This window comes from Clostridium beijerinckii HUN142 (assembly GCF_000621745.1).
Classification (GTDB): Bacteria; Bacillota; Clostridia; order Clostridiales; family Clostridiaceae; genus Clostridium; species Clostridium beijerinckii_A.
Window position 1 is genome coordinate 80,593 of record NZ_JHXK01000019.1, and the last position, 26,074, is coordinate 106,666.

Annotated in this window: 20 protein-coding genes; 16 read left to right on the plus strand and 4 right to left on the minus strand. The window is 30.8% G+C overall.

Annotation, left to right across the window (positions count from 1 at the left end; all coding sequences use genetic code 11):
- Window positions 1-15: 15 nt before the first annotated feature.
- From T483_RS0110150 to T483_RS0110160, 3 genes are all read right to left on the minus strand, one after another.
- Window positions 16-1,563 (minus strand): PTS transporter subunit EIIC, encoded by a 1,548-nt coding sequence (locus T483_RS0110150; RefSeq protein WP_026886753.1) that lies wholly within the window; start codon window positions 1,561-1,563, stop codon window positions 16-18.
- A 226-nt stretch (window positions 1,564-1,789) separates the two neighbouring features.
- Window positions 1,790-2,503, minus strand: coding sequence for a MurR/RpiR family transcriptional regulator (locus T483_RS0110155; RefSeq protein ID WP_026886754.1), 714 nt, complete (start codon window positions 2,501-2,503; stop codon window positions 1,790-1,792).
- 171 nt (window positions 2,504-2,674) lie between these two features.
- Window positions 2,675-3,445 carry an AraC family transcriptional regulator gene (locus tag T483_RS0110160; RefSeq protein WP_026886755.1) on the minus strand — a complete coding sequence of 257 codons (771 nt, stop codon included), beginning with the start codon at window positions 3,443-3,445 and terminating at the stop codon, window positions 2,675-2,677.
- Between the two features lie 150 nt (window positions 3,446-3,595).
- On the opposite strand from T483_RS0110160, the gene T483_RS0110165 reads away from it, so the two are divergent.
- From T483_RS0110165 to T483_RS0110215, 11 genes are all read left to right on the plus strand, one after another.
- Entirely contained in the window at window positions 3,596-5,725 is a 2,130-nt protein-coding gene (locus tag T483_RS0110165; RefSeq protein ID WP_026886756.1) for a glycoside hydrolase family 3 C-terminal domain-containing protein, read from the plus strand.
- Between the two features lie 95 nt (window positions 5,726-5,820).
- Window positions 5,821-6,798 carry a glycoside hydrolase family 43 protein gene (locus tag T483_RS0110170; protein WP_026886757.1) on the plus strand — a complete coding sequence of 326 codons (978 nt, stop codon included), beginning with the start codon at window positions 5,821-5,823 and terminating at the stop codon, window positions 6,796-6,798.
- A 202-nt stretch (window positions 6,799-7,000) separates the two neighbouring features.
- On the plus strand, window positions 7,001-8,608 hold the full coding sequence (locus T483_RS0110175) for a glycoside hydrolase family 43 protein (protein WP_026886758.1): 1,608 nt from the start codon (window positions 7,001-7,003) through the stop codon (window positions 8,606-8,608).
- Window positions 8,609-8,744: 136 nt separating this feature from the next.
- Entirely contained in the window at window positions 8,745-9,263 is a 519-nt protein-coding gene (locus T483_RS0110180) for a nitroreductase family protein (protein ID WP_026886759.1), read from the plus strand.
- Window positions 9,264-9,708: 445 nt separating this feature from the next.
- The gene (locus T483_RS0110185; RefSeq protein ID WP_026886760.1) at window positions 9,709-11,211 is read left to right on the plus strand and encodes a sugar ABC transporter ATP-binding protein; all 1,503 of its coding nucleotides are present in this window, start codon (window positions 9,709-9,711) and stop codon (window positions 11,209-11,211) included.
- Window positions 11,204-12,220, plus strand: a complete 1,017-nt coding sequence (locus T483_RS0110190; RefSeq protein WP_026886761.1) for an ABC transporter permease — start codon at window positions 11,204-11,206, stop codon at window positions 12,218-12,220. Before T483_RS0110185 ends, T483_RS0110190 begins: the two co-directional genes overlap by 8 nt.
- 120 nt (window positions 12,221-12,340) lie before the next feature.
- Complete coding sequence (locus T483_RS0110195) at window positions 12,341-13,366, plus strand: sugar ABC transporter substrate-binding protein (RefSeq protein WP_026886762.1); 1,026 nt, start codon at window positions 12,341-12,343, stop codon at window positions 13,364-13,366.
- 211 nt (window positions 13,367-13,577) lie between these two features.
- Window positions 13,578-15,290 (plus strand): methyl-accepting chemotaxis protein, encoded by a 1,713-nt coding sequence (locus T483_RS0110200; protein WP_026886763.1) that lies wholly within the window; start codon window positions 13,578-13,580, stop codon window positions 15,288-15,290.
- A gap of 284 nt (window positions 15,291-15,574) precedes the next feature.
- Complete coding sequence (locus T483_RS0110205) at window positions 15,575-16,729, plus strand: extracellular solute-binding protein (RefSeq protein WP_242841831.1); 1,155 nt, start codon at window positions 15,575-15,577, stop codon at window positions 16,727-16,729.
- 15 nt (window positions 16,730-16,744) lie between these two features.
- The gene (locus T483_RS0110210; protein WP_026886765.1) at window positions 16,745-18,505 is read left to right on the plus strand and encodes a sensor histidine kinase; all 1,761 of its coding nucleotides are present in this window, start codon (window positions 16,745-16,747) and stop codon (window positions 18,503-18,505) included.
- A 44-nt stretch (window positions 18,506-18,549) separates the two neighbouring features.
- On the plus strand, window positions 18,550-19,353 hold the full coding sequence (locus T483_RS0110215) for a response regulator transcription factor (RefSeq protein ID WP_026886766.1): 804 nt from the start codon (window positions 18,550-18,552) through the stop codon (window positions 19,351-19,353).
- 63 nt (window positions 19,354-19,416) lie between these two features.
- On the opposite strand, the gene T483_RS0110220 is transcribed toward T483_RS0110215, so the two are convergent.
- Window positions 19,417-20,097, minus strand: a complete 681-nt coding sequence (locus T483_RS0110220) for a helix-turn-helix domain-containing protein (RefSeq protein WP_026886767.1) — start codon at window positions 20,095-20,097, stop codon at window positions 19,417-19,419.
- Window positions 20,098-20,297: 200 nt separating this feature from the next.
- Here T483_RS0110220 and T483_RS0110225 point away from each other — a divergent pair, with 200 nt between their 5' ends.
- From T483_RS0110225 to mscL, 5 genes are all read left to right on the plus strand, one after another.
- Window positions 20,298-21,521 carry a maltose ABC transporter substrate-binding protein gene (locus T483_RS0110225; RefSeq protein WP_026886768.1) on the plus strand — a complete coding sequence of 408 codons (1,224 nt, stop codon included), beginning with the start codon at window positions 20,298-20,300 and terminating at the stop codon, window positions 21,519-21,521.
- 104 nt (window positions 21,522-21,625) lie between these two features.
- Window positions 21,626-22,585: a carbohydrate ABC transporter permease gene (locus T483_RS0110230; RefSeq protein ID WP_026886769.1), complete on the plus strand. Its 960-nt coding sequence runs from the start codon at window positions 21,626-21,628 to the stop codon at window positions 22,583-22,585.
- Window positions 22,585-23,487 (plus strand): sugar ABC transporter permease, encoded by a 903-nt coding sequence (locus T483_RS0110235; protein WP_026886770.1) that lies wholly within the window; start codon window positions 22,585-22,587, stop codon window positions 23,485-23,487. Before T483_RS0110230 ends, T483_RS0110235 begins: the two co-directional genes overlap by 1 nt.
- Before the next feature lie 35 nt (window positions 23,488-23,522).
- The gene (locus T483_RS0110240) at window positions 23,523-25,253 is read left to right on the plus strand and encodes a glycoside hydrolase family 13 protein (protein ID WP_026886771.1); all 1,731 of its coding nucleotides are present in this window, start codon (window positions 23,523-23,525) and stop codon (window positions 25,251-25,253) included.
- Between the two features lie 268 nt (window positions 25,254-25,521).
- The gene (mscL, locus tag T483_RS0110245) at window positions 25,522-25,962 is read left to right on the plus strand and encodes a large conductance mechanosensitive channel protein MscL (RefSeq protein ID WP_026886772.1); all 441 of its coding nucleotides are present in this window, start codon (window positions 25,522-25,524) and stop codon (window positions 25,960-25,962) included.
- The last annotated feature ends 112 nt before the right edge of the window (window positions 25,963-26,074 follow it).

Genomic DNA, 26,074 nt, shown 5'->3' on the forward strand with positions numbered 1-26,074 from the left:
TTTACATTACTCCTTTTAGTTTTGTTTTTTTATGTTTAATACATTAACAAGTTTTTCTTTTTCAGATTCTACAGTCATTCCAATAATAATTTGTACGTTATTTCCTTTAATGACGACACCTTTTTGTTTTGCTTTACTAATTATTTCTTTATCTACCTTGTTAATGTCACTTACATCAATTCTTAAACGTGTAAAGCAGTTATTTACTTCCACAATATTTTCTGCACCACCTAGTCCTTTAATAAATAATTCTGCATTTTGATTACTAGAACTGTCATTTGTAGAGGAATCATGGTTTGAGTCATTATTAAGAGATTCTTCTTCTCTACCAGGTGTCTTAATATCAAATTTTTTAATTAGGAAAACAAAGGTGAAGTACCATACTATAGCCATTACAATACCAACGGCAAAGAAAATATATATCTTAGATATCTTTGGATCTATAACAGAATTGCAAACTATAGTATCAAGTAATCCGTAGATTGAATATGTCCTTGACCCTAATACCCAAAGCAGCATTTCTGAAAATCCTGTGAGTAATCCGTGTACTAGCCAAAGTAATGGTGATATAAAAAGAAATGAGAAATCAAGTGGTTCTGTAATACCTGCTACCATTGAAACGAAGAGTGTTGGTATAAGCAAACCTTTCACAGTACTTTTATTTTCTGGTTTTGCAGTTTTTATCATAGCAAGAACTATACCTAAGCTTGCAAAGATTTTTGCAAATCCAAAAGTAGCAAATCTTATCGAAGGGTCAATAGCTGTTAAATTAGCACCACTACCCATTTCGGCATAGAAAATGTTTACGGCGCCTTGAACAGTATTACCGTCAATTTGGGAGGTTCCTCCAAATCCAGTGAAACAAAATGGCATCCATAATAAATGATGCAATCCTGTTGGAATTAAAAATCTGTTACCAAATGCATATACGAATACTCCTAATGCGCCTGCTCCTTTCATGAATATTGATAAACAAGAAATACCATAATTTATAACAGGCCATACATAACTAAGTACAATTGCTAATATTAAAGTAATTGGTATCATAATTATAAATACAAGTCGTGATCCGCCGTATACTCGAAACATTTCTACGAATTGTATATTAGACGCTTTATTAAACACGTATCCAGTAATACATCCAAGTATTATTCCTAAAAATACATTCATATCTACTACTTGGAATCCTAAAACAAGGTTTTGTCCAGTTCCAAATAATCCCATAGCGCCAGGCTGAGCTAGCATATTTTGTGAAGTAAGCCATGCATTGTTTCCAGCCAAAAATATAATGTACACAATTAGACTAATAATAGCAGCATCAACTTTTTTATTTTTAGCAAATGCGGTTGTTAGTCCAACACAGAAAATAATAGAAAGATTATTTAGCATAGCATTCATCATGGTCTTTAATAAAGTTCCAATAAAAATCATAAATGATGGCATAAAGCTGAGTTGCATAATGACAGCAATAGCGAGACCAGTTCCCATGATTGCTAAAAACATTACAGGTTGAACTGCGGCTTGTGAAAACCTTTGACTTAATGATAATAATTTTTCTTTCATATAATATGTACCTCCTTTTATTTGTCTTTAGAATACACTAGAATATATAGAGTATCAATGGAATTGCCACTTCTATGATAATGTTTACTTTTAGTGAAAAAGTTCACTGAGCTACAAATATAAAAAGATCTGTTAGAAGTGAATATTGTAAAGAGTTTTACAAAGCAATCTACTTTTAACAGACCTTTCATGGAGTAAATATCATATTTAATTGAGTTTATAAGCACTAGTTTCTTTGTGACGATAAATATTTATTAGAATATTTGCTTAATGCTAATTCTAATAAGATTATTAAATTTGAAGTGAAAAAGTTAGGTAGGTAATGCTCTTTATCTGATTTTGTTCCAGCAACCTCTATTGTCATATGAGCTATTTTGCCCAATGGAGAATCCTTAGTTGAAGTAAAGGCTACAACTTTAAAATTATTCTCTATAGCTACGTTAACCTTTTCAAGAACTTCTGACCTTGCCCCAGAATAAGAAAGAAAGAAATAAAGTCCAGATTTATTCTTACTAAATGCTTCGTAATGATAGCTGCTAGCGGCATCAAATCCAAATGATAATAATTTTTGTAAATAATATTCCTTAGCACTGTCGCAAAAGCCTAGGGAATCAAGATAGATTCTTTTTTCGCTATACTCTCTTAGTAATTCTACAAGCATATTAACATGAATTGTTAAAGCCTCACTTTCATAAGTACTAATAATATTATTCGAAAAGTCTAATTTGAGTGCATTATTAGTAGAGGCAAGAATTGTATAATACATTTCACTATATCCGCTGTAGCCAAGTTTCTTCGATAATTTTATAATTGCTGCTTTTGAAACAAAACACTCTTGCGCAACTCCATTTATTCCAACCTTTTCATTTTTGCTGATATGCTCATGTATTTTATTCAATATTATTTTTTCAAGCTCTGAGAGGTTTATATTACTTTGCATTTTTAACACTTCCCGTCTGTAAAAATAATTCTTATGCGTATGAGATTACTTTTCCTTTAGTATATCATTATGATTAAGTTAAAATCTACATAATAGATAAAAGCGTAATCTTATTTATAGTCGTTTGAGAATACTGGAATTGCCATTACTTAGTACCAAATTAAATGTAGATTAAAGTTTTCTATAAATTTTTGGAGTCATATTCATAATCTTAAGAAAGTTTCTATTAAATGAACGGATGCTTGAGTAGCCACATTTATAAGTAATATCAGTAATCGGGTCCTCTGTGTTTTTTAATAAATATGCTGCGTAATTAATTCTATTTTGATTAACAAAATCAACAAACGATATTCCGAGTACATTATTTAAATATTTGGATAGGTAATTGTAACTGTAGCAAAATTCATCTGCAATGCTTTTTAATGAGATATCTTTAGTAAAATTATTTTGAATATAGTTAAGAATTTTATGTAATAATTCATAATCATTTTTCACGCTTACAAGTAATTGCGTATGTTCCATAACTTCAGAACAAAGCAAATAAAGACAAGCTTTCATCTCAAGAACATTGACATTATCTCTGAAAATTTTGTCTAGTATAAGAGATTGAGCATTATGAGATAAATTAAAGACTGGATTTTGGAGAAATTTACCATAGATCATGCTGTCAAATGTTTTTACATATTCGGGGGAAAATATGCAAATACGAGCATCAGAGTATTTATTAGTTGAGAGAGAGTGGATTTCGTAAGGCAAAATTAATATACATTCATCCTTTTTTACTTCAAAATTTCTATTATTAACAGAAATTTGAAGATCTCCATCAATAACAGATATGAACTCGAAGCTTCGATGTAGATGAACAGGGTAATTAAGACTAATTGGATGGTAGTGGGAAAAAAGAGTGTTTTCTCCAAAGTGGTGCGACTCGTATTTTAACATAGAATACCTCCAAGAGAGTAAATTTTGTCTACAATTATATAAATACTTTCTTGTTAAGTCAACCATAAATTTTATATTATTAAATTACAAATTGAATATTGTATTATAAATTTTAATCTCCATAAATATTTAAAGGATAGAGGGATATATATGAATGGTGAGCAAGAAAATACTCATGAATTTGCAGTAAAGGCAGCAAAAGAATTAGTATCTAAAATGACATTACAAGAAAAAGCAGAGCAATTAACTTATCAATCACCAGCAATAAAGCACTTAAATGTACCTGAGTATAATTGGTGGAATGAAGGTCTTCATGGGGTAGCTAGAGCTGGAACAGCAACTGTGTTCCCTCAAGCGATTGGTTTAGCCGCTATATTTGATGATGAATTCCTGGGAAGAGTTGCAAATATTATTGCTACAGAGGGACGTGCTAAATACAATGAATACAGCAAAAAAGACGACAGAGGCATATATAAGGGATTAACTTATTGGTCTCCTAATATAAATATTTTTAGAGATCCTAGATGGGGACGTGGACATGAAACTTACGGGGAAGATCCTTATTTAACATCTAGATTAGGGGTTGCTTTCATAAAAGGATTGCAAGGAGAAGGAAAATATTTAAAGTTAGCTGCTTGTGCAAAACATTTTGCGGTTCATAGCGGGCCAGAAGGGTTAAGGCATGAATTTAATGCGGTAGTTAACAAGAAGGATCTATATGAAACATATTTACCAGCATTTGAGGCATGTGTAAAAGAGGCAAATGTTGAAAGTGTAATGGGAGCATATAACCGTACAAATGGGGAGCCATGTTGTGGTAGTAAGACCTTGTTGAAAGATATATTAAGAGGAAAATGGGGATTTAAAGGACATGTAGTATCTGATTGCTGGGCTCTTGCAGATTTTCATTTACACCATATGGTTACAAGTACTGCAACTGAATCAGTAGCATTGGCTATAGAAAATGGCTGTGATCTTAACTGTGGGAATATGTATCTTAATTTGCTATTAGCTTATAAAGAAGGTTTAGTAACTGAAGAACAAATAACTACAGCAGCAGAAAGATTAATGACAACAAGATTTAAATTAGGTATGTTTGATGAAGATTGTGAATATAACAAGATACCATATGAAGTAAACGATTCTAAAGAGCATAACGATGTTGCATTAATAGCTTCTAGAAAATCAATGGTATTACTAAAGAATAATGGAACGCTTCCATTGAATAAATCAAATTTAAAATCAATAGCAGTAATTGGCCCGAATGCAAACAGCGAAATAATGTTAAAGGGAAATTACTCAGGAACAGCATCTAAGTATACAACAATATTAGAAGGAATTCATGATGCAGTTGGTAATGATGTGAGAGTATATTACTCTGAAGGATGTCACTTATTTAAAGATAAAGTGGAGGACTTAGCAAGACCAGATGATAGATTATCTGAAGCTATTTCAGTAGCAGAAAGATCTGATGTAGTTGTATTATGCCTAGGATTAGATTCCACAATTGAAGGAGAACAAGGGGATGCTGGTAATAGCTACGGGGCAGGAGACAAAGAGAATTTGAACTTGCCAGGAAGGCAACAAAATTTACTTGAAAAAGTACTTGAGGTTGGAAAGCCGGTTATTGTTGTCCTTGGAGCTGGAAGTGCTTTAACACTAAATGGTGCAGAAGAAAAATGTGCAGCCATTTTAAATGCATGGTATCCAGGTAGCCATGGAGGTACAGCCGTTGCAGATATATTATTTGGAAAATGCTCACCGAGTGGGAAATTACCAGTAACTTTTTATAAAGACACAGCTAAGCTTCCTGAGTTTACTGATTATTCAATGAAGGGAAGAACTTATAGATATTTAGAACATGAGAGTTTATATCCATTTGGGTATGGTTTAACTTATTCAACAGTAGAATTATCTAATTTACAAGTGCCTTTTGTTAAGCCTGGCTTTGAGAGTTTTGATATCAGCATAGAGATTAAAAATACGGGAGAATATGAGATTGAAGAAGTAGTTCAATGTTATGTAAAAGATTTAGAATCAAAATATGCTGTGCTAAATCATAGCCTAGCAGGATTCAAGCGTATTTCCTTGAAAAAGGGAGAAAGCAAAACTGTAACAATGAAATTGGATAAGAAATCATTTGAAGTAGTAAATGATGATGGAGAAAGACTTCTTGATAGTAAGAAATTCAAACTATTTGTTGGGGTATCGCAACCGGATAAGAGAAGTTTTGAACTTACATCGGTAGCACCATTGGAAGCAAATATTGAATTAATATAAAGATTTAAATTATATATTAAACAGACAAATTATAATTACAAAAACGTAAGTTAGTATGGAAATAAATATTCAAAGAAAAGATAGGAGAGAATCATATGAAAAATATTGCAAAACAAAACGAACCTCTAGTAACTCATATTTATACGGCAGATCCTTCTGCTCATGTATTTGAAGGTAAGATCTACATCTATCCTTCTCATGATCTTGACCAAGTACAGATTTCAAATGATAATGGTGACCAATATAACATGGAAGATTACCATATTTTATCTCTTGATGATACTAATTCACCTTGTATCGACAATGGAGAAGCACTGCACTTAAAAGATATTCCATGGGCAAGTAAACAATTATGGGCTCCAGATGCTGCTTATAAGAATGGAACTTATTACTTGTTTTTCCCAGCAAGAGATAAAGAAGATATCTTTAGACTTGGAGTAGCTACTAGTGAATCTCCTTCTGGACCATTCAAAGCGCAAGAAAGTTATATACCTGGCAGCTATAGCATTGATCCTGCTGTTTTAATGGATGACGATAATAGATCATATGTTTATTTTGGAGGCCTTTGGGGAGGACAGCTAGAAAAATGGCAAACTGGCACTTTTAATCCAGATGGAGAAGGTCCTGCTGCTACAGCACCTGCTATAGGACCAAGAGTAGCTGAATTAAATGATGATATGCTCACTTTTAAAGAAGCTCCAGAGGAGATATCAATTGTTGATGAAGATGGTAATCCTATACTTGCTGGTGATGAAGAAAGAAGATATTTTGAAGGACCATGGGTTCATAAATATAATGGAAATTATTATCTTTCATACTCTACTGGTAGCACACATTGCATAGTATATGCTATGAGTAAAAATCCGAAGGGTCCTTATACATTTAAGGGGAAAATACTTGATCCTGTAATTGGTTGGACCACTCATCATTCAATTGTTCAATTCCAAGATAAATGGTATTTATTCTATCATGATAGTTCTTTATCAGGTGGGGCTGACAACAAACGTTGTGTAAAATACACTGAAATAAAGTACAATGATGATGGTACTTTACAAAAAGTAGAGTTATCTTAATAATCTAAATTATAATAAATATGTATCTTGAAAGTTTATAGAAAGGTACTTCATATTTGAAATTCACCCTGTCAAGTAGACAGGAGAAATAATGAAAAATTATGATGCTAAGGTCTGATTTCAATAGTCCATTGGAGTCAGATCTTTTAATATTTTATATGGTCTTTCTATATATAAAACTCTTAACTTAAGGAGGAGAATTATGTTAAAAATTAAAAACCCAATCTTAAAGGGCTTTAATCCAGATCCATCTATATGTAAAGCTGAGGACAATTATTATATTGCAACCTCTACTTTTGAATGGTTTCCAGGAGTTCAAATTCATCATTCCAAAGATCTAGTGAATTGGGAGCTTATAGCACATCCCTTGAATAGAGTCTCTCAGCTAAATATGTTAGGAACCCCCGATTCAGGTGGAATCTGGGCACCATGTTTGTCCTATAATAAAGGTATCTTTTACTTAATATATACAATAGTAAACAACAATGGACATATTAAAGATACCCATAATTATCTGGTAACCTCAAGTGATATTTGTGGTGAGTGGTCAGAGCCTGTTTATCTTAATTCGAGTGGTTTTGATCCATCTCTATTCCATGACGATGACGGAAAAAAGTGGCTTATAAACATGAAATGGGATAATCGTATAGGAAAGAATAATTTTGCTGGTCACCTTTTACAAGAATATGATGAAAAAAACAAATGCCTTACTGGCCCTGTAATTAATATTTTTAAAGGGACAGATTTGGGTTGCTCTGAGGGTCCTCATATATATAAGCATAATGATTACTATTATTTGATGGCGGCTGAAGGAGGCACTAGTTATGAACATGCAGTAACACTTGCTCGTTCGAAAAAAATTACGGGTCCTTATGAGGTTCATCCACAAAATCCAATTCTTACTTCTGTGGGAAGTGATATGCATAAAGTTCTTCAAAAAGCAGGACATGCAAGCATTGTGGAAGGTCCTAATAATGAATGGTTTATGGTTCATCTTTGTGGAAGGCCTCTTCCTGAAACAGATCGCTGCATTCTAGGAAGAGAAACAGCTATACAAAAGGTGGAATGGCGTGAAGATGATTGGCTTTATTTATGTTATGACACAGATAACTTACCTTCTTGGGAAATAGAAATTAACAATAACAGTGAAAGTGAATCAAATAATGAAGAAGATGTCTTAGTTTCACAGTATGACGATTTTAATAATACTTTATTAAATATAAATTTTCAGTCCTTAAGAGTTCCAGCGGAAACCTTTATGTCACTTACTGAAAGGCCAGGATTTTTAAGGTTATATGGAAAAGAATCAATGTTTTCCAAGTTTACACAAAGTATGATAGCAAGACGTCAGCAGAACTTTGTTTATTCTGCCGAAACCTGTGTTGAATTTGAACCTGAAACAACGTTGCAGCTTGCAGGATTAATTTGCTATTACAACACAGAAAACTATTATTATTTGAGGATAAGCATGGATGAAGAATTAGGAGGCAAATGCATAGGGGTTCTAGCTAGCATAAATAATGATTTATCAGAGTCCATGACTCAGGATGATAACATTTTGATAACTGATGTAGAACGTATTTACCTAAAAGTGGAAGTGAATTTTGGGCAACTTAGATTTTTCTTTGCTACCAATAAGGACGAGTGGAGGCCTATAGGCAAAGTTTATGACGCAAGTACATTGTCAGATGATGCGATTAAAGGTTCATGGGCTTTCACCGGTGCTTTTGTAGGAATTGCGTGTCAGGACTTATCGGGTATGAATAAGTATGCAGATTTTGATTATTTTTCATATGTAGAGGGGAGATAACTTAAAAAATATGGCTATTTATAAATTTTTAACAATGTAGAAGCATTCAATTGTACAAGTTTAATCATAAAACATTTTACAAAGTCATAATAGATGAGGTATAAAGATATTAACTTAAATGAATGGAGATGTATATATGAAATTTATAGAATTAGCTGCAAAAAGATATTCTGTAAGAAGTTTTGACACAAAGAAAATCAGTCAGGATGATTTAAATTTAATTTTAAAAGCAGGACAATTAGCTCCGACTGCTGCAAATCGTCAACCGCAAAGAATTTTGGTAATTGAAAGTGAGGATGCTCTTGCTAAACTAAAAACTTGCACAATTTATCATTTTAATGCACCGTTAGCCTTACTTATATGTGCTGATAAAAATGAAGCATGGGAGCGTAGTTATGATGGAAAAATCCATACTGATATTGATGGAAGTATTATTGCTACACATATGATGCTACAAGCTGCTGAGCTTGGTTTAGGATCAACATGGGTTGGCCATTTTGACCCTGTTGCTATACGTGCTGCTTTTAATATACCAACAGACCTTGAACCCGTATGTCTTTTACCAATTGGTTATCCAAGTAACGAGGCTAAACCAAATCCTAACCATGAAAAAAGAAAAGATATTTCCCAAACTGTATTTTATAATAATTTTTAATGAGTGATTTATCTATTAACATAATTTAATCATACAATTAATGTGAGTTCTTCGGAATTCACATTTTTTTATTCTTTAGAAAATTACATTTATAAAATTGAGGTTCTACAAAACTAAATATGTTGGTTTAGCAACAGTTCCTATTAAATTTAATAAATAACAACTTTTTAAAATAAGTTTAGGAAGTAAAGATTTCAAATGTAGAGGTAAAGATATTACATATAATTAATTAATGCATTACTGTAAAATAAGAAATGTAAACGATGTTAAATGCTCTAAAGATGAGAGTTTAGCAAACGTATTCTTAGGGATTTAATAACTTTTTAATTATTGTTTAAAAAGTAAGAATTTCAAATGTAGAGGTAAAGATATTAAATATAATTAACTAAATATATTATTGTAAAATGTTCATGAAAACGATTAGTGAAAGTTGAGGTGGTTAGAATTGAGTAATGTATTTTTAGAAATGAAAAATATACATAAAAGATTTCCAGGAGTTTATGCTCTTAAGGGAGCACAGTTGGAAATTAAAAAAGGTGAAGTACATGCTTTATTAGGAGAAAACGGTGCTGGAAAATCAACTTTAATGAAAATACTTGGAGGAGTTCATACACAGGATGAAGGTCAAATATTTGTTGAAGGAGTTGATTGTGGAGTTATTAATCCAACTAAAGCTGCACAATTAGGTATTGGATTTGTTCATCAAGAGCTAAATCTAGCAGAGACATTGACGGTTGCAGAAAATGTTTATATGGGAAGACTACCATATAAAAATGAAGCCTTGGGTATTGTTGACTATAAGAAATTGCACGAAGATACAGATTCTATAATAAAAAAATTAGGAATAGATATACAAGCTACTGACCTAGTTATGCAGCTTCCAACTGCAAAGAAACAGATGGTAGAAATAGCAAAGGCAATAAGTTTAAATGCAAAAGCGATTATTTTTGATGAACCAACAACATCGTTATCTCAGAAGGATGTTGAAAACCTTTTTAAAGTTATAAGAACACTGAAAAAGGAAGGTGTTGCAGCAATATATATATCACATAGATTAAAAGAGGTTTTTGATATTTGTGATAGAGCTACAGTACTCCGAGATGGTACTTATATTGAAAGCTGTGAACTAGAAGGGATAACTCAGGAAAGACTTATAAATATGATGGTAGGAAGAGATTTAACAGAGCTATTTCCTAAGGAGATTTTTGAGCCTAAAGAATACGTTTTAGAAGTAGAAAATCTTAGTGATAATGTTGGTAGAGTTAAGAATGTTAGTTTGAAAGCAAGAAAAGGTGAAATTTTAGGTCTAGCTGGCTTAGTTGGATCAGGTAGAACGGAACTTATGAGACTTGTATTTGGTGCTGACAAAATAAGTGAGGGTAAGATAATAATTAATGGGAAAGAAGTTAAGATTAATTCACCTATGGATGCAATAAATAATGGTATTTGCCTTTTAACAGAAGATAGGAAAAGTCAAGGATTATCTCTAGTGATGAGTGTGCTTGATAATATAACTTTAACTAACTTAAAAGATTTTGTATTAAATCATAAGAAATTAAGAGAATCAGGAGAAAGATTTAAAGAAGCACTTGAGATTAAAACAGCAAATCTTGATGTTATGGCAGGAACATTATCAGGTGGAAATCAACAAAAATTAATACTAGCTAAATGGTTAAATACGGACTCGGAAATATTTATCTTTGATGAACCAACTAAAGGAATAGATGTTGGGACTAAAGCTGAAATATATCACATAATGAATGATCTAGTTAGAAAGGGTAAAGTAGTTATTATGGTGTCTTCTGAATTACCTGAATTACTAGGTATGTCAGATAGAATATATGTTATGTGCGAAGGAAAGCTTACTGGAGAACTTAGCAGAGAAGAAGCGACACAAGAAAAGATTATGAAATTAGCTACGCTTGGAGGGATTAATAAAGATGAATGAAACAATTAATAATAAAATTGTACACGAAGAAGGTATTAAGATGAAAAAGGAAAGATTTAATATTAAAAACTTATTTCTCAAATATTCAATCTATCTAGTACTTGTAGTGCTTATTTTAGTATTCTCAATAGCAAGCCCGGACTTTTTGGGGGCAGCAAACGCTTCAAATTTCTTACGACAAATTCCTACAGTTGGAATTTTAACTGTTGCTATTACTATGGTAATAATAACTGGAGGCGTTGATCTTTCCATTGGTGCAATAGCTGCATTTTCTGGATGCACAGTGGCCTATCTAGCTGTAAAGGGAGTTAGCGTACCAATTTCCTTACTTGCGGGGTTATTAGTAGGTGCAGTTTGGGGATTATTCAATGGATTACTAATTACAAAATTTAAATTAGAATCTTTTATACTTACTATGGGTACAAGCTATTTAATAAGAGGATTAATACTATTTTTTACAAATGGGATTTACATCAAGGGTGTTCCAGATTGGTTTTATAATATCTCTAACACAGAAGTTGGAGTGTCAATAATACACACTAATACTATAGTATTCATCATAATAGTTTTAGTAATGGCTTACTTAATGAAAAATACAAGATTTGGTAGATATTGCTATGTAGTTGGATCGAACAAAGAAGCAGGAAGATTATCAGGAATAAATGTAAACAAGCACGTTATAAAGGTATATGCAATAGAAGGTGTCTTAGCTGCAATAGCTGGTATATTACTAATGTCGAGTATAAATGTTGGTGCTCCAAGTGAAATAAATGGCCCAGATTTATTTGCAATGGCTGGTGCAATCATGGGTGGAGTACAATTCGGTGGAGGAGTAGGAACCATCGGTGGAGCTATGGTAGGAATATTTACTATACAGGTATTCCAAAGCGGACTTGCAATACTTGGAATCAACTCATTCTTACAACAAGCTGTAACAGGAGCTGTTATCGTACTTGCTATAGTTGTTGACTTTTACAGAAAAGGAAGTTTGTTTAAGAAAAAAAGCTAATCATAAAGAGTCGTTTGAGTGTAATTTGGTAGATTTCAGGCTTAAGTGTTTGCTACCGAATAAAGCTTAAAATATAAAAACATATCTAAAAAATTGGAATTACGGAAGGGGAAAAATTTTATGAAGAAGAAAATAATTGCTTTATTATCAACAGTGTTTATTGTTGGTAGCTTAGCAGGGTGTGGAACAAAAACACAAACTGGGGGAACAGCAAGTACAGATGGAAAAAAGGTTATTTATTTTATTCCAATAGTTGATACAGGAGCTTATTGGTCACCTATGAAGAAAGCAGCCGAGGATGAGGCTAAGGCATTAGGATATGATTTGGTAGTTAAAACTTCACCACCAAATGAAACACAAAAGAATGAAAAGCATATAGGATTCCTTGATGAAGCTATAAAAAATAAAGCAGCAGGAATAGCTATTGCTCCAATGGATCCAGATATGTTTGATAAGAAAGTTAAAGAAGCAAATGATAAGGGAATTCCAGTAGTAACCTTTGATGCCGATGTAAAGACAAAAGAAAATAGAACGTCTTATATAGGAACAGATAATAAGCTAGCAGGAGAACAACTTGGTGAAAATGGTGCTAAATCTTTAAAGGAAAAAGGCATCACAAAAGGTAAGATTGCAATGGCAGCAGTAAACTTAACTCAAACAACTATGACATATAGACAAGACGGAATAAAAGCTGGATTTGAAAAAGTTATGGGAGCAGATGCTAAGAATTTTGAGTGGTTAGAACCAATCCAAGATAATGACCAATCAGCAGAATCTAAAAGACAATTAGAAGGACAAATAACTTCAAACTCTGATATGGTAGCTGTATTCTCATTAGGATCAGAAGGGCCAGATACAGGTGTAATGGAAGCTATAAAATCTCAAGGTAAAGCAGGAAGTATATATCACTTTGGTTTCGACTATACTCCAACTTGGGAAAATGGTATAAGCAACAATTTAATAGCAGGAATTGTTGACCAAGATTCTTATGCAATAGGTAAAACTATAATTGATACTTTAGATAAGAAAATAAAAGGTGAAAAAGTTGATGATGTTTATCCAGTACCAGTTAAATGGGTAACTGCAGATAAAATTGTTGAATACGGAAAAGAAAAGCAAAAGCAATTTACAACAGAAACTAAATAATAACTAAATACAAATAAAATTAATAAGGGCTAACTCAAATGATTAATGTATTCAAATTTACTTTAGTATATTTTGAAATTGAGTTGCCCTTTTTATTGCTATTTAATTAACTAACTATACAGATTAATTATGAATTGGGAATGATTTACAAGTGATTTAAGATACATATGAAAATCAAGCTTTGAACTAAAGTTTACAGGAGGTTTAGAGGATGAATTTTGGAAATAATCTTAGTGTGGGTAAAAGATTGGTAATTTCATACACGCTATTATTCATAATTATAACATCGGTAGGAGTCATAGGTTTAAAGAGTTTAAGTAAAGTTAATAATGCATCAGATAGTATGTACAATACCGATCTAGTATCTATAGATATCTTACATAGATTAAACGCAAATTCATTGGAAATAAATAATAACATATTAAGCCTAATTTATGATAGAGATGAATTAATGATAAAAAAATTAAATGATGACATTTCAAAAGGATTTGAACAAGGAAATATATTTATAGATGAATATAGAGGGTTAAATTTAGATGAATATCAGGAGAATGAGCTTGTAAATTATAATGAAATTTATAAGGATTATAAGGAAAAAAGTGATTCGTTGCTAAAGCTTGTAAAGGAAAATAATTATGATGAAGCTATACTAGATTATCGAAATTTATCAGTATCGCGAAGCAAGGTTGCAGCGTCACTAACTAAATTATTAGAGTATAGCTCGATTAAGGCAAAGAATGAGAATATTAACAATGCTGATTTATACAGTAAGGTAGAGATACAAATATTAACTTTTATAATAGCAGGGTTGATGCTTACTATAGTTTTAGGATATTCAATGGCTAGAAATATGATAGTACCTTTAAAGAAGATAAAGAATTATGCGAATAATCTTGCACAGTATAATTTTTCGGAGGAAATTATACTTAGGGGAAAAGATGAATTTGCACAAACAGGAGACGCTCTTAATATAGCATTGAAAAATGTAAGGGAACTTATTAGGACAATCCTAGATAACTCAACAGAACTATCAGCGTCATCTGAGGAATTAGCTGCATCTGTTCACGAAATAAGCTCAAAGCTTTCTTTTATAAATGAATCGACAGATGAAATAGCAGTAGGAGCTGAGCAGACGAGTTCATCAACCGAGAGATTTGTTTTATCTATCCAAAAGATTAATGAGAATATAAATAATCTAGCTGGAATAGTAAATCAAGAGGTTAAAAAATCAGTAGATATAAAAACTAAATCAAGTAGCATGATGGAAAAAAGCGAAGATTCCATACAATTATCTAGAAAGATATATGAGGAGAAAAACAAAAAAATTAAAGATGCTATAGAGAGGGGAAAGGTAGTTAAAGAAATAGAAGTTTTAAGTGAATCTATAGTAAGCATTGCTTCAGAGACTAACCTTTTAGCCTTAAATGCAAGAATAGAGGCAGCAAGAGCGGGAGAAATGGGAAAAGGTTTCTCAGTTGTTGCAGATGAAGTTGGAAAGTTAGCAGAAGAATCTATTACTACTGTAAGTGGTATTCATGGAATTGTAGAAGAAATAAAAAATGTATTTGAATATTTATCAGAAAATTCAAAGGGAATTTTAAAGTATATAGAACAAAACGTAAACGATGATTATGAGTTTATGATAGAATCCAGTAAAAGTTATGAAAATGATGCTAGATTTATAAATGAAATGTCTGAGGAAATTGCTATCATGGTAAAGGCAATAAATTCAAATATTGATAATGTAGATAGTACAATGAGAGAGTTTTCAAGTAATATAGAGAAATCTAAAAATAATTCTAATGAAATATTAGATAGTATAAATGAAGTAACCAAAGAAGTAGAGCAAATTTCCTTTAATACGCAGAATCAAAGTGAATTAACATTAAAATTGAATGAGGTCATTAATAGATTTACTATATAGATGAGTTATGTTAAAAGAGAATTTTGGTTTTATTAAAATATAAAGTATATTTATATTTTAAGAGGAATTTGAAGACTTGCAGTAAAAGCATAATACAGATATAGTTAAAGAAGGAAAATTTAAATGATTGATCATCATCGACCTAATTATCAGTTTTTTGGGGAGGGATAATTATTAAAAAAGTAATTTTATTTCCTATAATTTTAATATTTTTAGTTAGTTTAAATGGCTGTTCTTTAGATAAAAAAAATGACACAGAAAATAAAGAAAAAATAACATTAACAATGTGGCATATATGGTCACAAACTACAATGGATGCTAATGGAAGGATAATTCAGGATACGGTGGAAGAATGGAATAAGGATAATCCTAATGTCCAAATTAAAGTTGAGGCTGTAGAAAATGAAAGATATAAAGCAAAAATAAAAACAGCATTTGCTGTAAACGAGTTACCTGATATATTTTATTCTTGGGGAGGTGGCTTTAGTAAGCCATTCATAGAATCTGGAAAGGTATTAAACCTTAATGAATATATAGATGAAGATACAAAAGATAAGATTAATAAAGATATGCTTAATAATGTAACCTATGATAACAACATATATGGATTACCAATGACTTTATCAGTTGGAACATTTTATTGTAATACAAAGCTCTTTTCACAAGCAAATATTAAAGTACCAGAAAATTATGATGAATTCCTAGATGCAGTAAAAGCTTTTAGGAATAAAGGTATAACACCTCTCTTAGTAGGTGAAAAAGACAATTGGACAGGAATTCTCTATTATGATATCTTAGCGTTACGGGAAGGTGGAATAGGTGGAGTCAGTGATCCGCATGTAGGTGCTAATAAAAGTGATACAATATTAAAAGCTGCATATAGATTAAAGGAATTAGTAGATTCAAAAGCTTTTAACGAATCAAATATGGAGCTTACAAGAGATGAATCTGAGATCTTATTTAAACAAGGAAAAATTCCTATGTATTATACAGGAAACTGGTTCATTGGTGAGATAGGGAATATGGATCCGTCTATAAAGGATAATGTAATCGTTAAGAAGTTTCCGATAGTTAAAGAGGGAGAAGGGAATGATAAAGAATTTTTAGGTGGAGCAGTGGATCACTTAATGGTAAGTAATAATACAAAATATAAAAAAGAAGCTGTTGATGCGGCAAAATTTATAGCTGAAAGAATATCAAAAAGATATTTTGAATTTGGTTCAGGGCTTCCAGCGTGGAAATATACTGATGATAAGAGCAAGGTAAATAAATTATCCAAAGAATTAGAGACACTAACAGAGAATGCATCATATAGCTTATACGGAGATATTTACTTGGGAGAAGAAAAGGGAAACAAAGAGAAGGAGCTAGTTAGTAAGCTATTCAAAGGACAAATAAGTCCTGAAGACTTCACAAAGGAAATGGTGAAAATAGAATGATGAGGATATGATTAAATGTATAATAAATTTTTTATATTAAAGAATTTGAAGGATAAATATTTAAATTCAAAAATAAGTATAAAGATTATTGTATATTTTTCAATAATTTTTGTGCTTTCAACGGTCATACTTACCTTTGCATATAAGAAAATAAATTCTATTTATAATATAGAGAAGATGAAACAAAGTTCGGTTGAGGTTTTGGAAAGTGCAGAAACTAATACGAGCATGATAATTGATAATGTTAATAACGTCTCAAAGATGATTATATCAAGTGACAATGTTCAAAATACATTAAAGAGAGTTCAGAAAGAAGGAAATTCCTATGATAATATTAGTAATTATCTGATACAATTCACTAATTTTAGCTCTAATATATCTTCGATATATATATTAGATAACTATGGCAATAAGTATTATTCTGAAAATGTCTTTTATAAAGATTTTCAGATGGATAAGATTAAAAATTCTGAATGGTATAATGAATTATTAGAGGGTAAGGGTAAATATATACTAAGATTAAATGGCGGAGGATTTTTTGAGGGTTATGGTAATAATTATGTATCCCTAATAAGAGAAATAAATGATATAAATACTGGTGAAAAGATTGGTTTAATAATTATAAACATGAACGAGAATGCATTCTATAATTTAAGTTTGAAACTAAATAACCAATATGGAACAAGATTGATTATAAAGAATGATAAAGGCGAATTGATAACAGGGTCAGAGGCTGATTCTAAAATACTAAGCAGAATAAAAAATTATAATGATTCTAAATCAAAAGTGTTCTTTTTAGAGGAAAGAATGGAAGATAAAGATTATATAATATCAAATCTTAAAAATTCAGACTACAACTGGAATCTGATGACTGTAGCAGAATATAACGAATCTCCAGAGCAAACAAAGTATACTAATTATTTTCTTTTATGTTTCAGTATAATAAATTTTCTATTAATTATTATTGGATCTATAGTAATATCTAAATTTATAACAATGCCTTTAAAGAAACTTAGTGAATCAATGAAGGGGATCCAAAGCGGAGAGTTTAATATTGTTAATATAAAAACGTATGATGATGAAGTAGGAGAATTAAAAAAAGGATATAACATTGCAATTTCTCAAATTAATTTGCTTTTGGATAAAATACGTAAAGATGAAAAGATAAAAAGACAAAATGAATTGAATTTATTAATGTCACAAATAAAGCCTCATTTTCTATACAATACGTTTGATACTATTAATTCGTTAGCTCTACTCGGAAAAAATAAAACAATATATGAAATGATAAAAGCTTTAGGTAAGTTTTATAGAACGAGTTTGAATAATGGGAAAGATATTATTACTGTAAAAGAAGAAATAAATACGGTAAAAAGCTATCTAGTCATTCAGAATATAAGATATGAGGACATGTTTGAGGTTGAATATGATTTAGATCCACGATGCGACGATTTTAAGATAATAAAGTTAGTATTACAGCCGTTGGTTGAAAATGCTATTTATCATGGGATTAGAAGCAGCAAGGATAAAGGAAAGATAAGAATATCTACATCTCAAGATGAAGAAAAAGTCATATTAAATTTGGAAGATAATGGGAATGGTATGGAGGAATCACAAGTTAGAAATATAAACGAAAATAAAACTACTGGCATTGGAGTAAGAACTACAAAGGAAAGATTAAGCGTGTTCTATGGAGATGAGCACGAATTTATTGTTGAAAGTAAAAAAAATGTTGGTACTAGAATAACTATTAAGATGCCTAGAATTAAGAAATAGATTAAGTTTTCTAACGAATATTCTAAAGGGAAGTGGATTAATTTATGGATAACATTATAAAAGTTATGATAATTGATGACGAACATCTTATAAGGGATCTAATAAAAAATTGCATAGATTGGAATGAAATCGGCATGGAGATAGTCGCTGAAGCTTCTAATGCAGTTGAGGGATTAAATCTAATAAATAAAGAAAAGCCAGATATTATTTTAACAGATATAAATATGCCTGTAACAGATGGATTGGATATGAGTAAAAGTATATTGGAAAGGTATCCAGATATAAAAGTTATTGTGATTACAGGTTACAATGAATTTGAATATGCTAAAAGAAGTATAAAGATTGGTGTGAATGATTTTATCCTTAAGCCTATAGATGAAGATGAATTAAGAAATTCAGTTTTAAAGCTAAAAGACGAGATTCAAGACGAATATTTAAAGAAAAAGGAATACAAGGATATTAAAGAAAAGATGGTTGTATACAACAATATAATAAATTTAAATGATTCTAATGAAACTGAGGACAAAAATTTAAGTATAGAACAAATTAAAAAGTTTATAGTGAAAAATATATCTAATAGAGATTTATCTTTAAAACTGGTAGCTGAATATTTTTATGTTAATCCAAGTTACCTAAGCAGAATTTTTAAGGAAAAAACTGATGAAACTTTCTCGGAATATATTGTAAATACAAAAGTGAAAATAGTTACTGAAATGCTCAAGAACCCGAATGCGAAGGCTTATGAAATCTCAAAAAAAATTGGTATCGATGATCCTAATTATTTTAGCAATTGGTTTAAGAAGTGTACTGGTTTATCAATTAAAGAATATAAAAAGCAAAAATCATGAATACATAAACAAAGGTGTCTATTGATTAACGAGTATTTGTTAAGATAGACACTTTTTTATTTATTATTTATCTTTTGAATGATAGGTATTCCTGTACTCCATTGGAGCCATTCCCACTATACTTTTAAAGGCTTTTGAGAAGTTTCCTTGATCACAAAAGCTGAGTTGTGATGAAATTTCGAGGATTGTCTTATCGGTATTTTTAAGTAAAGTTTTAGCCCTGTCTACTTTTATATTTTTAAAATAAGCCATTATTGATACACCCATGTTTTTCTTAAAGCACCTAGAGATATATCCGACAGAAACCTTTAGTTCATTAGATATTTCATTGAGACTCAAGTGATCTTCCAAATGTATATATAAAAAGCCGATAACCTTATTTATAATAAAATTATCAGTTACTTCAACAAAATTAATTAATATATCTAAATATGATGTAGCAATATTAATTTCTAACCTTTGAAGGAGCTCTAAGTTATTTAATGTTTGAATTGTTCTATAGTATTTATTATATAACGTATGTATAAATTGCTTGGATGTGCCTTGTTTAATTATTTCTCTAGCAAATATAACGTTCCAAATCATTAAATCATTCTTTTTAGTTGATATTGGAATAAATTCTTTATTCTCATCCTTATGTTTCTGCTCAATTATGTTAAGAATTGCCTGTTTATCTTTTTGTTCCAGCAAAAAGGCAATTTCATTGCTAAAGAAATAACTATCAGAATCATATGCATCATACATGAAAATCCCCCTTAGTAAATGATAATTAAGTTTGTATATTAGTTAAATTATATACTAATATATAGAAATTTGGATAGTTAAAAACAAAAAAGGTTAATTTAAAACCAATTATTAAATATAAAGTTGATATAATAAACCTGTGAAGATTGCAATCGTTTAACAATATGTCCTATTTTATACAATGATCTGGAGGGGTTAAGATGCGTAAAAAATTGAAGATTATGACTATGTTAGTTGCAGGTATTTGTTTTACATCAATGCTTGGCGGATGTGGAAAATCATCTCAAGGCTCAGCTGAAAAGGATAGTAAAGAAATAGTGGTTTGGTCATACTTAATGGATAATGAAGTTGAAGAATTAAATAATATTGCTCAAGAATGGGCAAAAGAAAATGGAAAAAAGGTAAAAGTAGTTAAGGATAATTCCCCGTTTCAATCTTTTTTGCAAGCTGCAAATTCATCAAAAGGTCCAGATTTAGTTTTTGGATTAACTCATAACAACTTAGGAACGTTTCATCAAGCTGGATTACTTGCAGAAGTTCCACAAGATTTTGCAAACAGAGATGATTATGTAAATAGTGCTGTTTGGGATGCTGTATCTTATGATGGAAAGGCATATGGTGTTCCACTATCGATGGAAACTTATGCTTTATTCTATAACAAAGATAAGGTTAAGGAAGTTCCGAAAACAATTGAAGATTTAGTAAGTCAAGCAAAAGCTTATGGCCCATCTGGATTTCAATTTTCAATGAATGAGTTTTATTATGGTGCGGCTTTTGTTCAATCCTATGGCGGGGATATATTTGGGGGAGACAAAGGAAGTTTAAAAGTTGATGACATAGGACTTGCAAATGATGGAGCAATAAAAGCTTATAAGTTTTTACAAGATTTAGTACAAAAGGATAAATTCATGCCAGCAGATATAACTGCTGATATAGCTAATAGTTCATTTAAATCAGGAAATGCAATATTTTATATAGGAGGACCTTGGGATATTAGTGGATTTAAAGATGCAGGTGTAAACTTTGGGGTAGTCAAGCTTCCGAAGATAAATGGAGAAGAAGCAAAAACTCTAATGGGATTGCAAGCCGGATTTGTAAGCAGTAAATCACCGATACAAGATGATGCATGGAAATTGATGAAGTATTTAGCCAATAATTCAGGAGAAAGACTATATAAGATAGGAAATAGAATACCAGTACTTAAGACGGAATTAAATAAGGACCAAATAAAGAATAATGAATATACACAAGGGTTTATATCCCAAACAAATTCAGCAGTACCAATTCCTAATATACCAGAAATTGAATCCATATGGAAACCCATGGATAACATGTCAAGAATATTAAACGGAGAAGATCCAGCTACAGTGGCTAAAGACATAGAAAAAGCAGTTCAGGACAATATTAAAGCTAGTAACAATTAGAATATTTAAAAGGTTCCAAGCGTTGGTTCTGAATTATATGAGTATTATTTTTAAAACTAAGCTTGGAATAATATACATCAAAACATTAAGGAGAGGGTGAGAATATGTTTAAAGCAAGAAAGGGTATTACATTAAGAAATAGCATGCAGGGTTATAGATATCTTTCACCAGCTATAATAAGTATAGCTATATTAAGTGTATCACCAATGTTATATACAATATTCATAGCATTCACTAATTATACATTAAAAAACCAGAATTTTGGTTATGGCACTGCTAGTGGATGGAAAATGGTTGGAATTTACCAGTTTCAACAGGTATTAGTGGGTCCCTTGAAAGACGAATTTTTTCCACTGCTTGGATGGACGTTGATTTTTACAATAGTGTCTACATTGGGTGCATTTGCCATTGGACTTATTTTTGCTATGGCATTGTCAGATAAAAATATGAAAGAAGCGTTCATTTATAAAGGACTTTTAGTAATTCCATGGGCACTGCCTGGAGCAATAACAATAATTTCATTTAAAGGATTATTTAACAGTCAATATGGAGCCATTAATAATATTTTGATGCAATTTCACTTAATTAATGATCCTATTTCATGGTTAACTACTCCAATAGCAGCTAGAGTCGCTGTTATCATAGTAAACTTATGGTTAGGGTTTCCTTATATGATGAATATTTGTATTGGTGCACTAACAGCAATACCAGATACTTATTATGAAGCGGCAAATATTGATGGAGCAAGCAGATGGCAAAAATTTAAAAAGATAACATTACCATCACTAGCAAGTGTCTCATATCCCCTTTTGATATCAAGTTTTGCATTTAATTTTAATAATTTTAATGCTGCTTATTTATTAACTGAGGGAGGACCAGCAAAAGCAGGGTCATCTTTCGCTGGATGGACTGATATTATAGGTTCTGCAACTTTTAAAATGTCAGTAGATAAAGGTAATTTTGGCCTTGGAGCAGCTATGTCTATACTATTATTTGTAATAATAGGTACATTATCACTTATTAATATGAAGATTTCAGGACAATTTAAGGAGGTGGAAAATTGATGACAAAAGTTAATGTAAATACAGATAAACAATCTTTAGCGCTAGAAGAAAAACTAGTATATAAGAAGAGAATTACTAATACAGAAAGAATAGAGTTATGGGGAAAACGTATATTTTTAATAGCATCTATAATAATAATAATAATCCCTGTATTTGCTATAATATCAGCGTCACTTTCCACTGGGACAAGCTTTATGCAAAAAAATCTTATCCCATCGACTATAACTTTTGAAAATTACAAAAAGGCTTTAGATGATAATGTTGGATTTATTAAATGGATGGTTAATACTACTTTTGTAGCAGTACTAGTATCGATTATTCAATTGGCAATGACGTTACCGGCGGCGTTTGCATTTTCTAGATTAAAATTTATAGGTAGAAAAAAAGGCTTAATGCTACTGTTAATACTTCAAATGTTTCCTACAATAATGAGTGTACCAGCAATATTAGCAGTTGCATATAGATTGCCTTTTGGAATGGACAATTTGATATTCTTATCACTAGTACTTTGTGCTGGAAGTGCATATAATATCTGGCTTATGAAAGGATATATGGATGGCTTGCCTAAAGAATTAGATGAGGCAGCTAAGGTTGATGGTGCTACTGTATGGCAGGTATTTACCAAAATAATTTTACCATTAACTAAATCCATGTCGGTAGTAATATTTTTCTTCTCATTCATTGCTGTATATGGTGAATTCGTATTTTCAGCATCGCTACTTAAAGATAAGGATTTAAAAACATTAGTAATAGGTTTAAAGTCATTTACAGCAGGGAAGTTAACAGATTGGCCAATGTATTCGGCTTGTTCTATAATGATTTCGGTTCCTCTTGCAATGCTTTTTGTAGCCATTCAAAAGTTTATTTCTAAAGGGTTAGTTTCAGGCGCAGTGAAAGAGTAGAAAGTTCATAGGCATTATAGAGGAGGAATTTTAAATTGAATAGACATGCAATATATCATATATTAGACACACCATATGCATATGCAAAAGATATTAATACATTATCAGTTACACTGAGAGCTGCTAAAAATGATATAAAAATATGCAATATACACTATAAAAGCAGATATGATTGGGAAAACAGCTTCAATATAAAAGAAATGAAAATTAAGGATAATAATAGTTTATTTGATTTTTTTTCAACAGATATATCCATAGAAAGAAATAGGTACAGATATTTTTTCGAATTAATAGATAATAGAGGAGATAGATTCTTTTTAGATGAAAGAGGCCTTAGACGAAGGGAGGCAAGGAGAAAAGAAGCAACAGCATTTCAATATCCATATATAGCGCGACCAGATGTATATAATGAAGAGAAATGGCTTCAGGAAGCTGTTGTTTACCAAATTTTTGTGGATCGTTTCTACAATGGAGATACGAGTAATGATCCCCAAAATGTTGCAAAATGGGGAAGTGATGTGAATGAAGCATCAATGTTTGGTGGAGATATACAAGGAATAATTAATAAGTTAGAGTATCTAGAAGACTTAGGCGTAAATTTATTATATTTAACTCCTATATTTAAATCATCTTCCAATCATAAATATAACACAGCAGATTATTATGAAATTGATTCACAGTTTGGTGATTTAGAAAAAGTAAGAGAGTTGGTGAGAAAATGCCATGATAAAAATATAAAGATAGTTTTTGATGCAGTATTTAATCACTCGGGTTCGGATTTTTTCGCATTTAAAGATATAATTTTTAATCAAGAAAAATCTAAGTATAAGGATTGGTATTTCATAGACAGTTTTCCAGTAAGCTTAGCAGAAGTGAACTATTATACTTTCGCTGATAATGTTGCAACAATGCCAAAGTTTAATACTAATAATGAGCAAGTAAAAAAGTATCTATTAGATGTTGCAAAATATTGGATAAATGAAATAGGAATAGATGGTTGGAGGCTTGATGTTTGTGATGAAGTTGATCATGCTTTTTGGAGGGAATTTAAAAAGGCTGTAAAAAGTATTAAAAAAGAGGCTATAATTATTGGAGAAATTATGCATGAAGCAAGTTCGTTCTTAAGAGGAGATCAGCTTGATGGGATTATGAATTATCCCTTTAAAGGTGCGTTGGTAGACTTTTTTGGAAATAGAACTATAGATGCACAAATGTTTAATGAGATTTTATCTATTAATAGGAATATTTATATGGATAGTATAACAAGACAAATGTGGAACTTGATTGGTAGCCACGATACACAGAGATTTTTAACTGAATGTCATGAGAAGGTTGAGCGAATGAAATTAGCAATTGCCTTTCAATTCACATACATAGGGGTACCATATATATACTATGGAGATGAAGTGGGAGTAAATGGTGGTGAGGAACCCCAATCAAGAAAGTGTATGATATGGAAAGAGGAAAATCAAAATAATGAACTTCTTGATTTTTATAAAAAGTTTATTTCAATTCGAAAAGGTAATCAGATTCTTGTGTATGGATCATTCAAGATATTATATTGTGGAGGAAACAAGATAATCTTTGAAAGAGAATATAAAAATGAAAAAGTGATTGTAGCAATTAATAATGATTATGAAAGTTGTGGGGTTAATCTATCCATCAATGCTGAAGTTCAAGACATTTTCACTTCGAAATCATTGTTCGTTGGAGAAAAAATACATTTGAATCCTATGGAGTTCAAAATATATAGAATAATTAAATAAAGCTATTTATAGAAAATGGGTTATTTGAGGTATATATCTATTAAGTAAAAAAGATATATACCTTTTTTGTTAAAAGTTTAATGATTAAACAATTCCTAATGTTTTGTTTTTTCATATAAAGGAAGATATGTAGAACAAAATTTGAAGTGAAATAGCATCAGAATAAAAAAGTTAAAGTGACAGATAATAAAATAAGTTATGAATGAGAAGTCTAAGTTTAATGCAGTTACGTATCTAAACAATAAAGCAAGAAAAAGGAGAATAAAGAATGTTTAAAGGATTTAAAGAGTTTGCGATGAAAGGGAACATGGTCAGTCTAGCAGTAGGAGTTGTTATTGGTGGGGCTTTTAGTAAAATTGTTACATCTTTAGTTAATGATATTATAATGCCGTTAGTTGGATTGTTAATGGGAAAGGTTGATTTCTCTAATTTATTTGTTACTTTAGGAAGCGGAAATTTTAAAACTGTCCAAGAAGCTAAAGATGCAGGAGTACCTACAGTGAACTATGGAATATTTATAAATAACATAATAGATTTTCTGATTGTAGCATTCTCAATTTTTATTATTATACAGCAAATAAGCAAGTTTTCTAAGAAAAGGGGAGAAAATATTATTCCTGATAAGAAAAAATGTAAATATTGTTATACTGAAATTCATCAAGATGCAACAAGATGTCCTAATTGTACATCTCAATTAAAAGAAAATTAGATAAGCGAATTGGTATATAAATACAGAAAAATGAAGGAAAAGTATTTTTAAATTTCATATTTGTGAAAAAAAACAACTTGTAACTATAGTGAGAATCGTGTAAAAATTAATA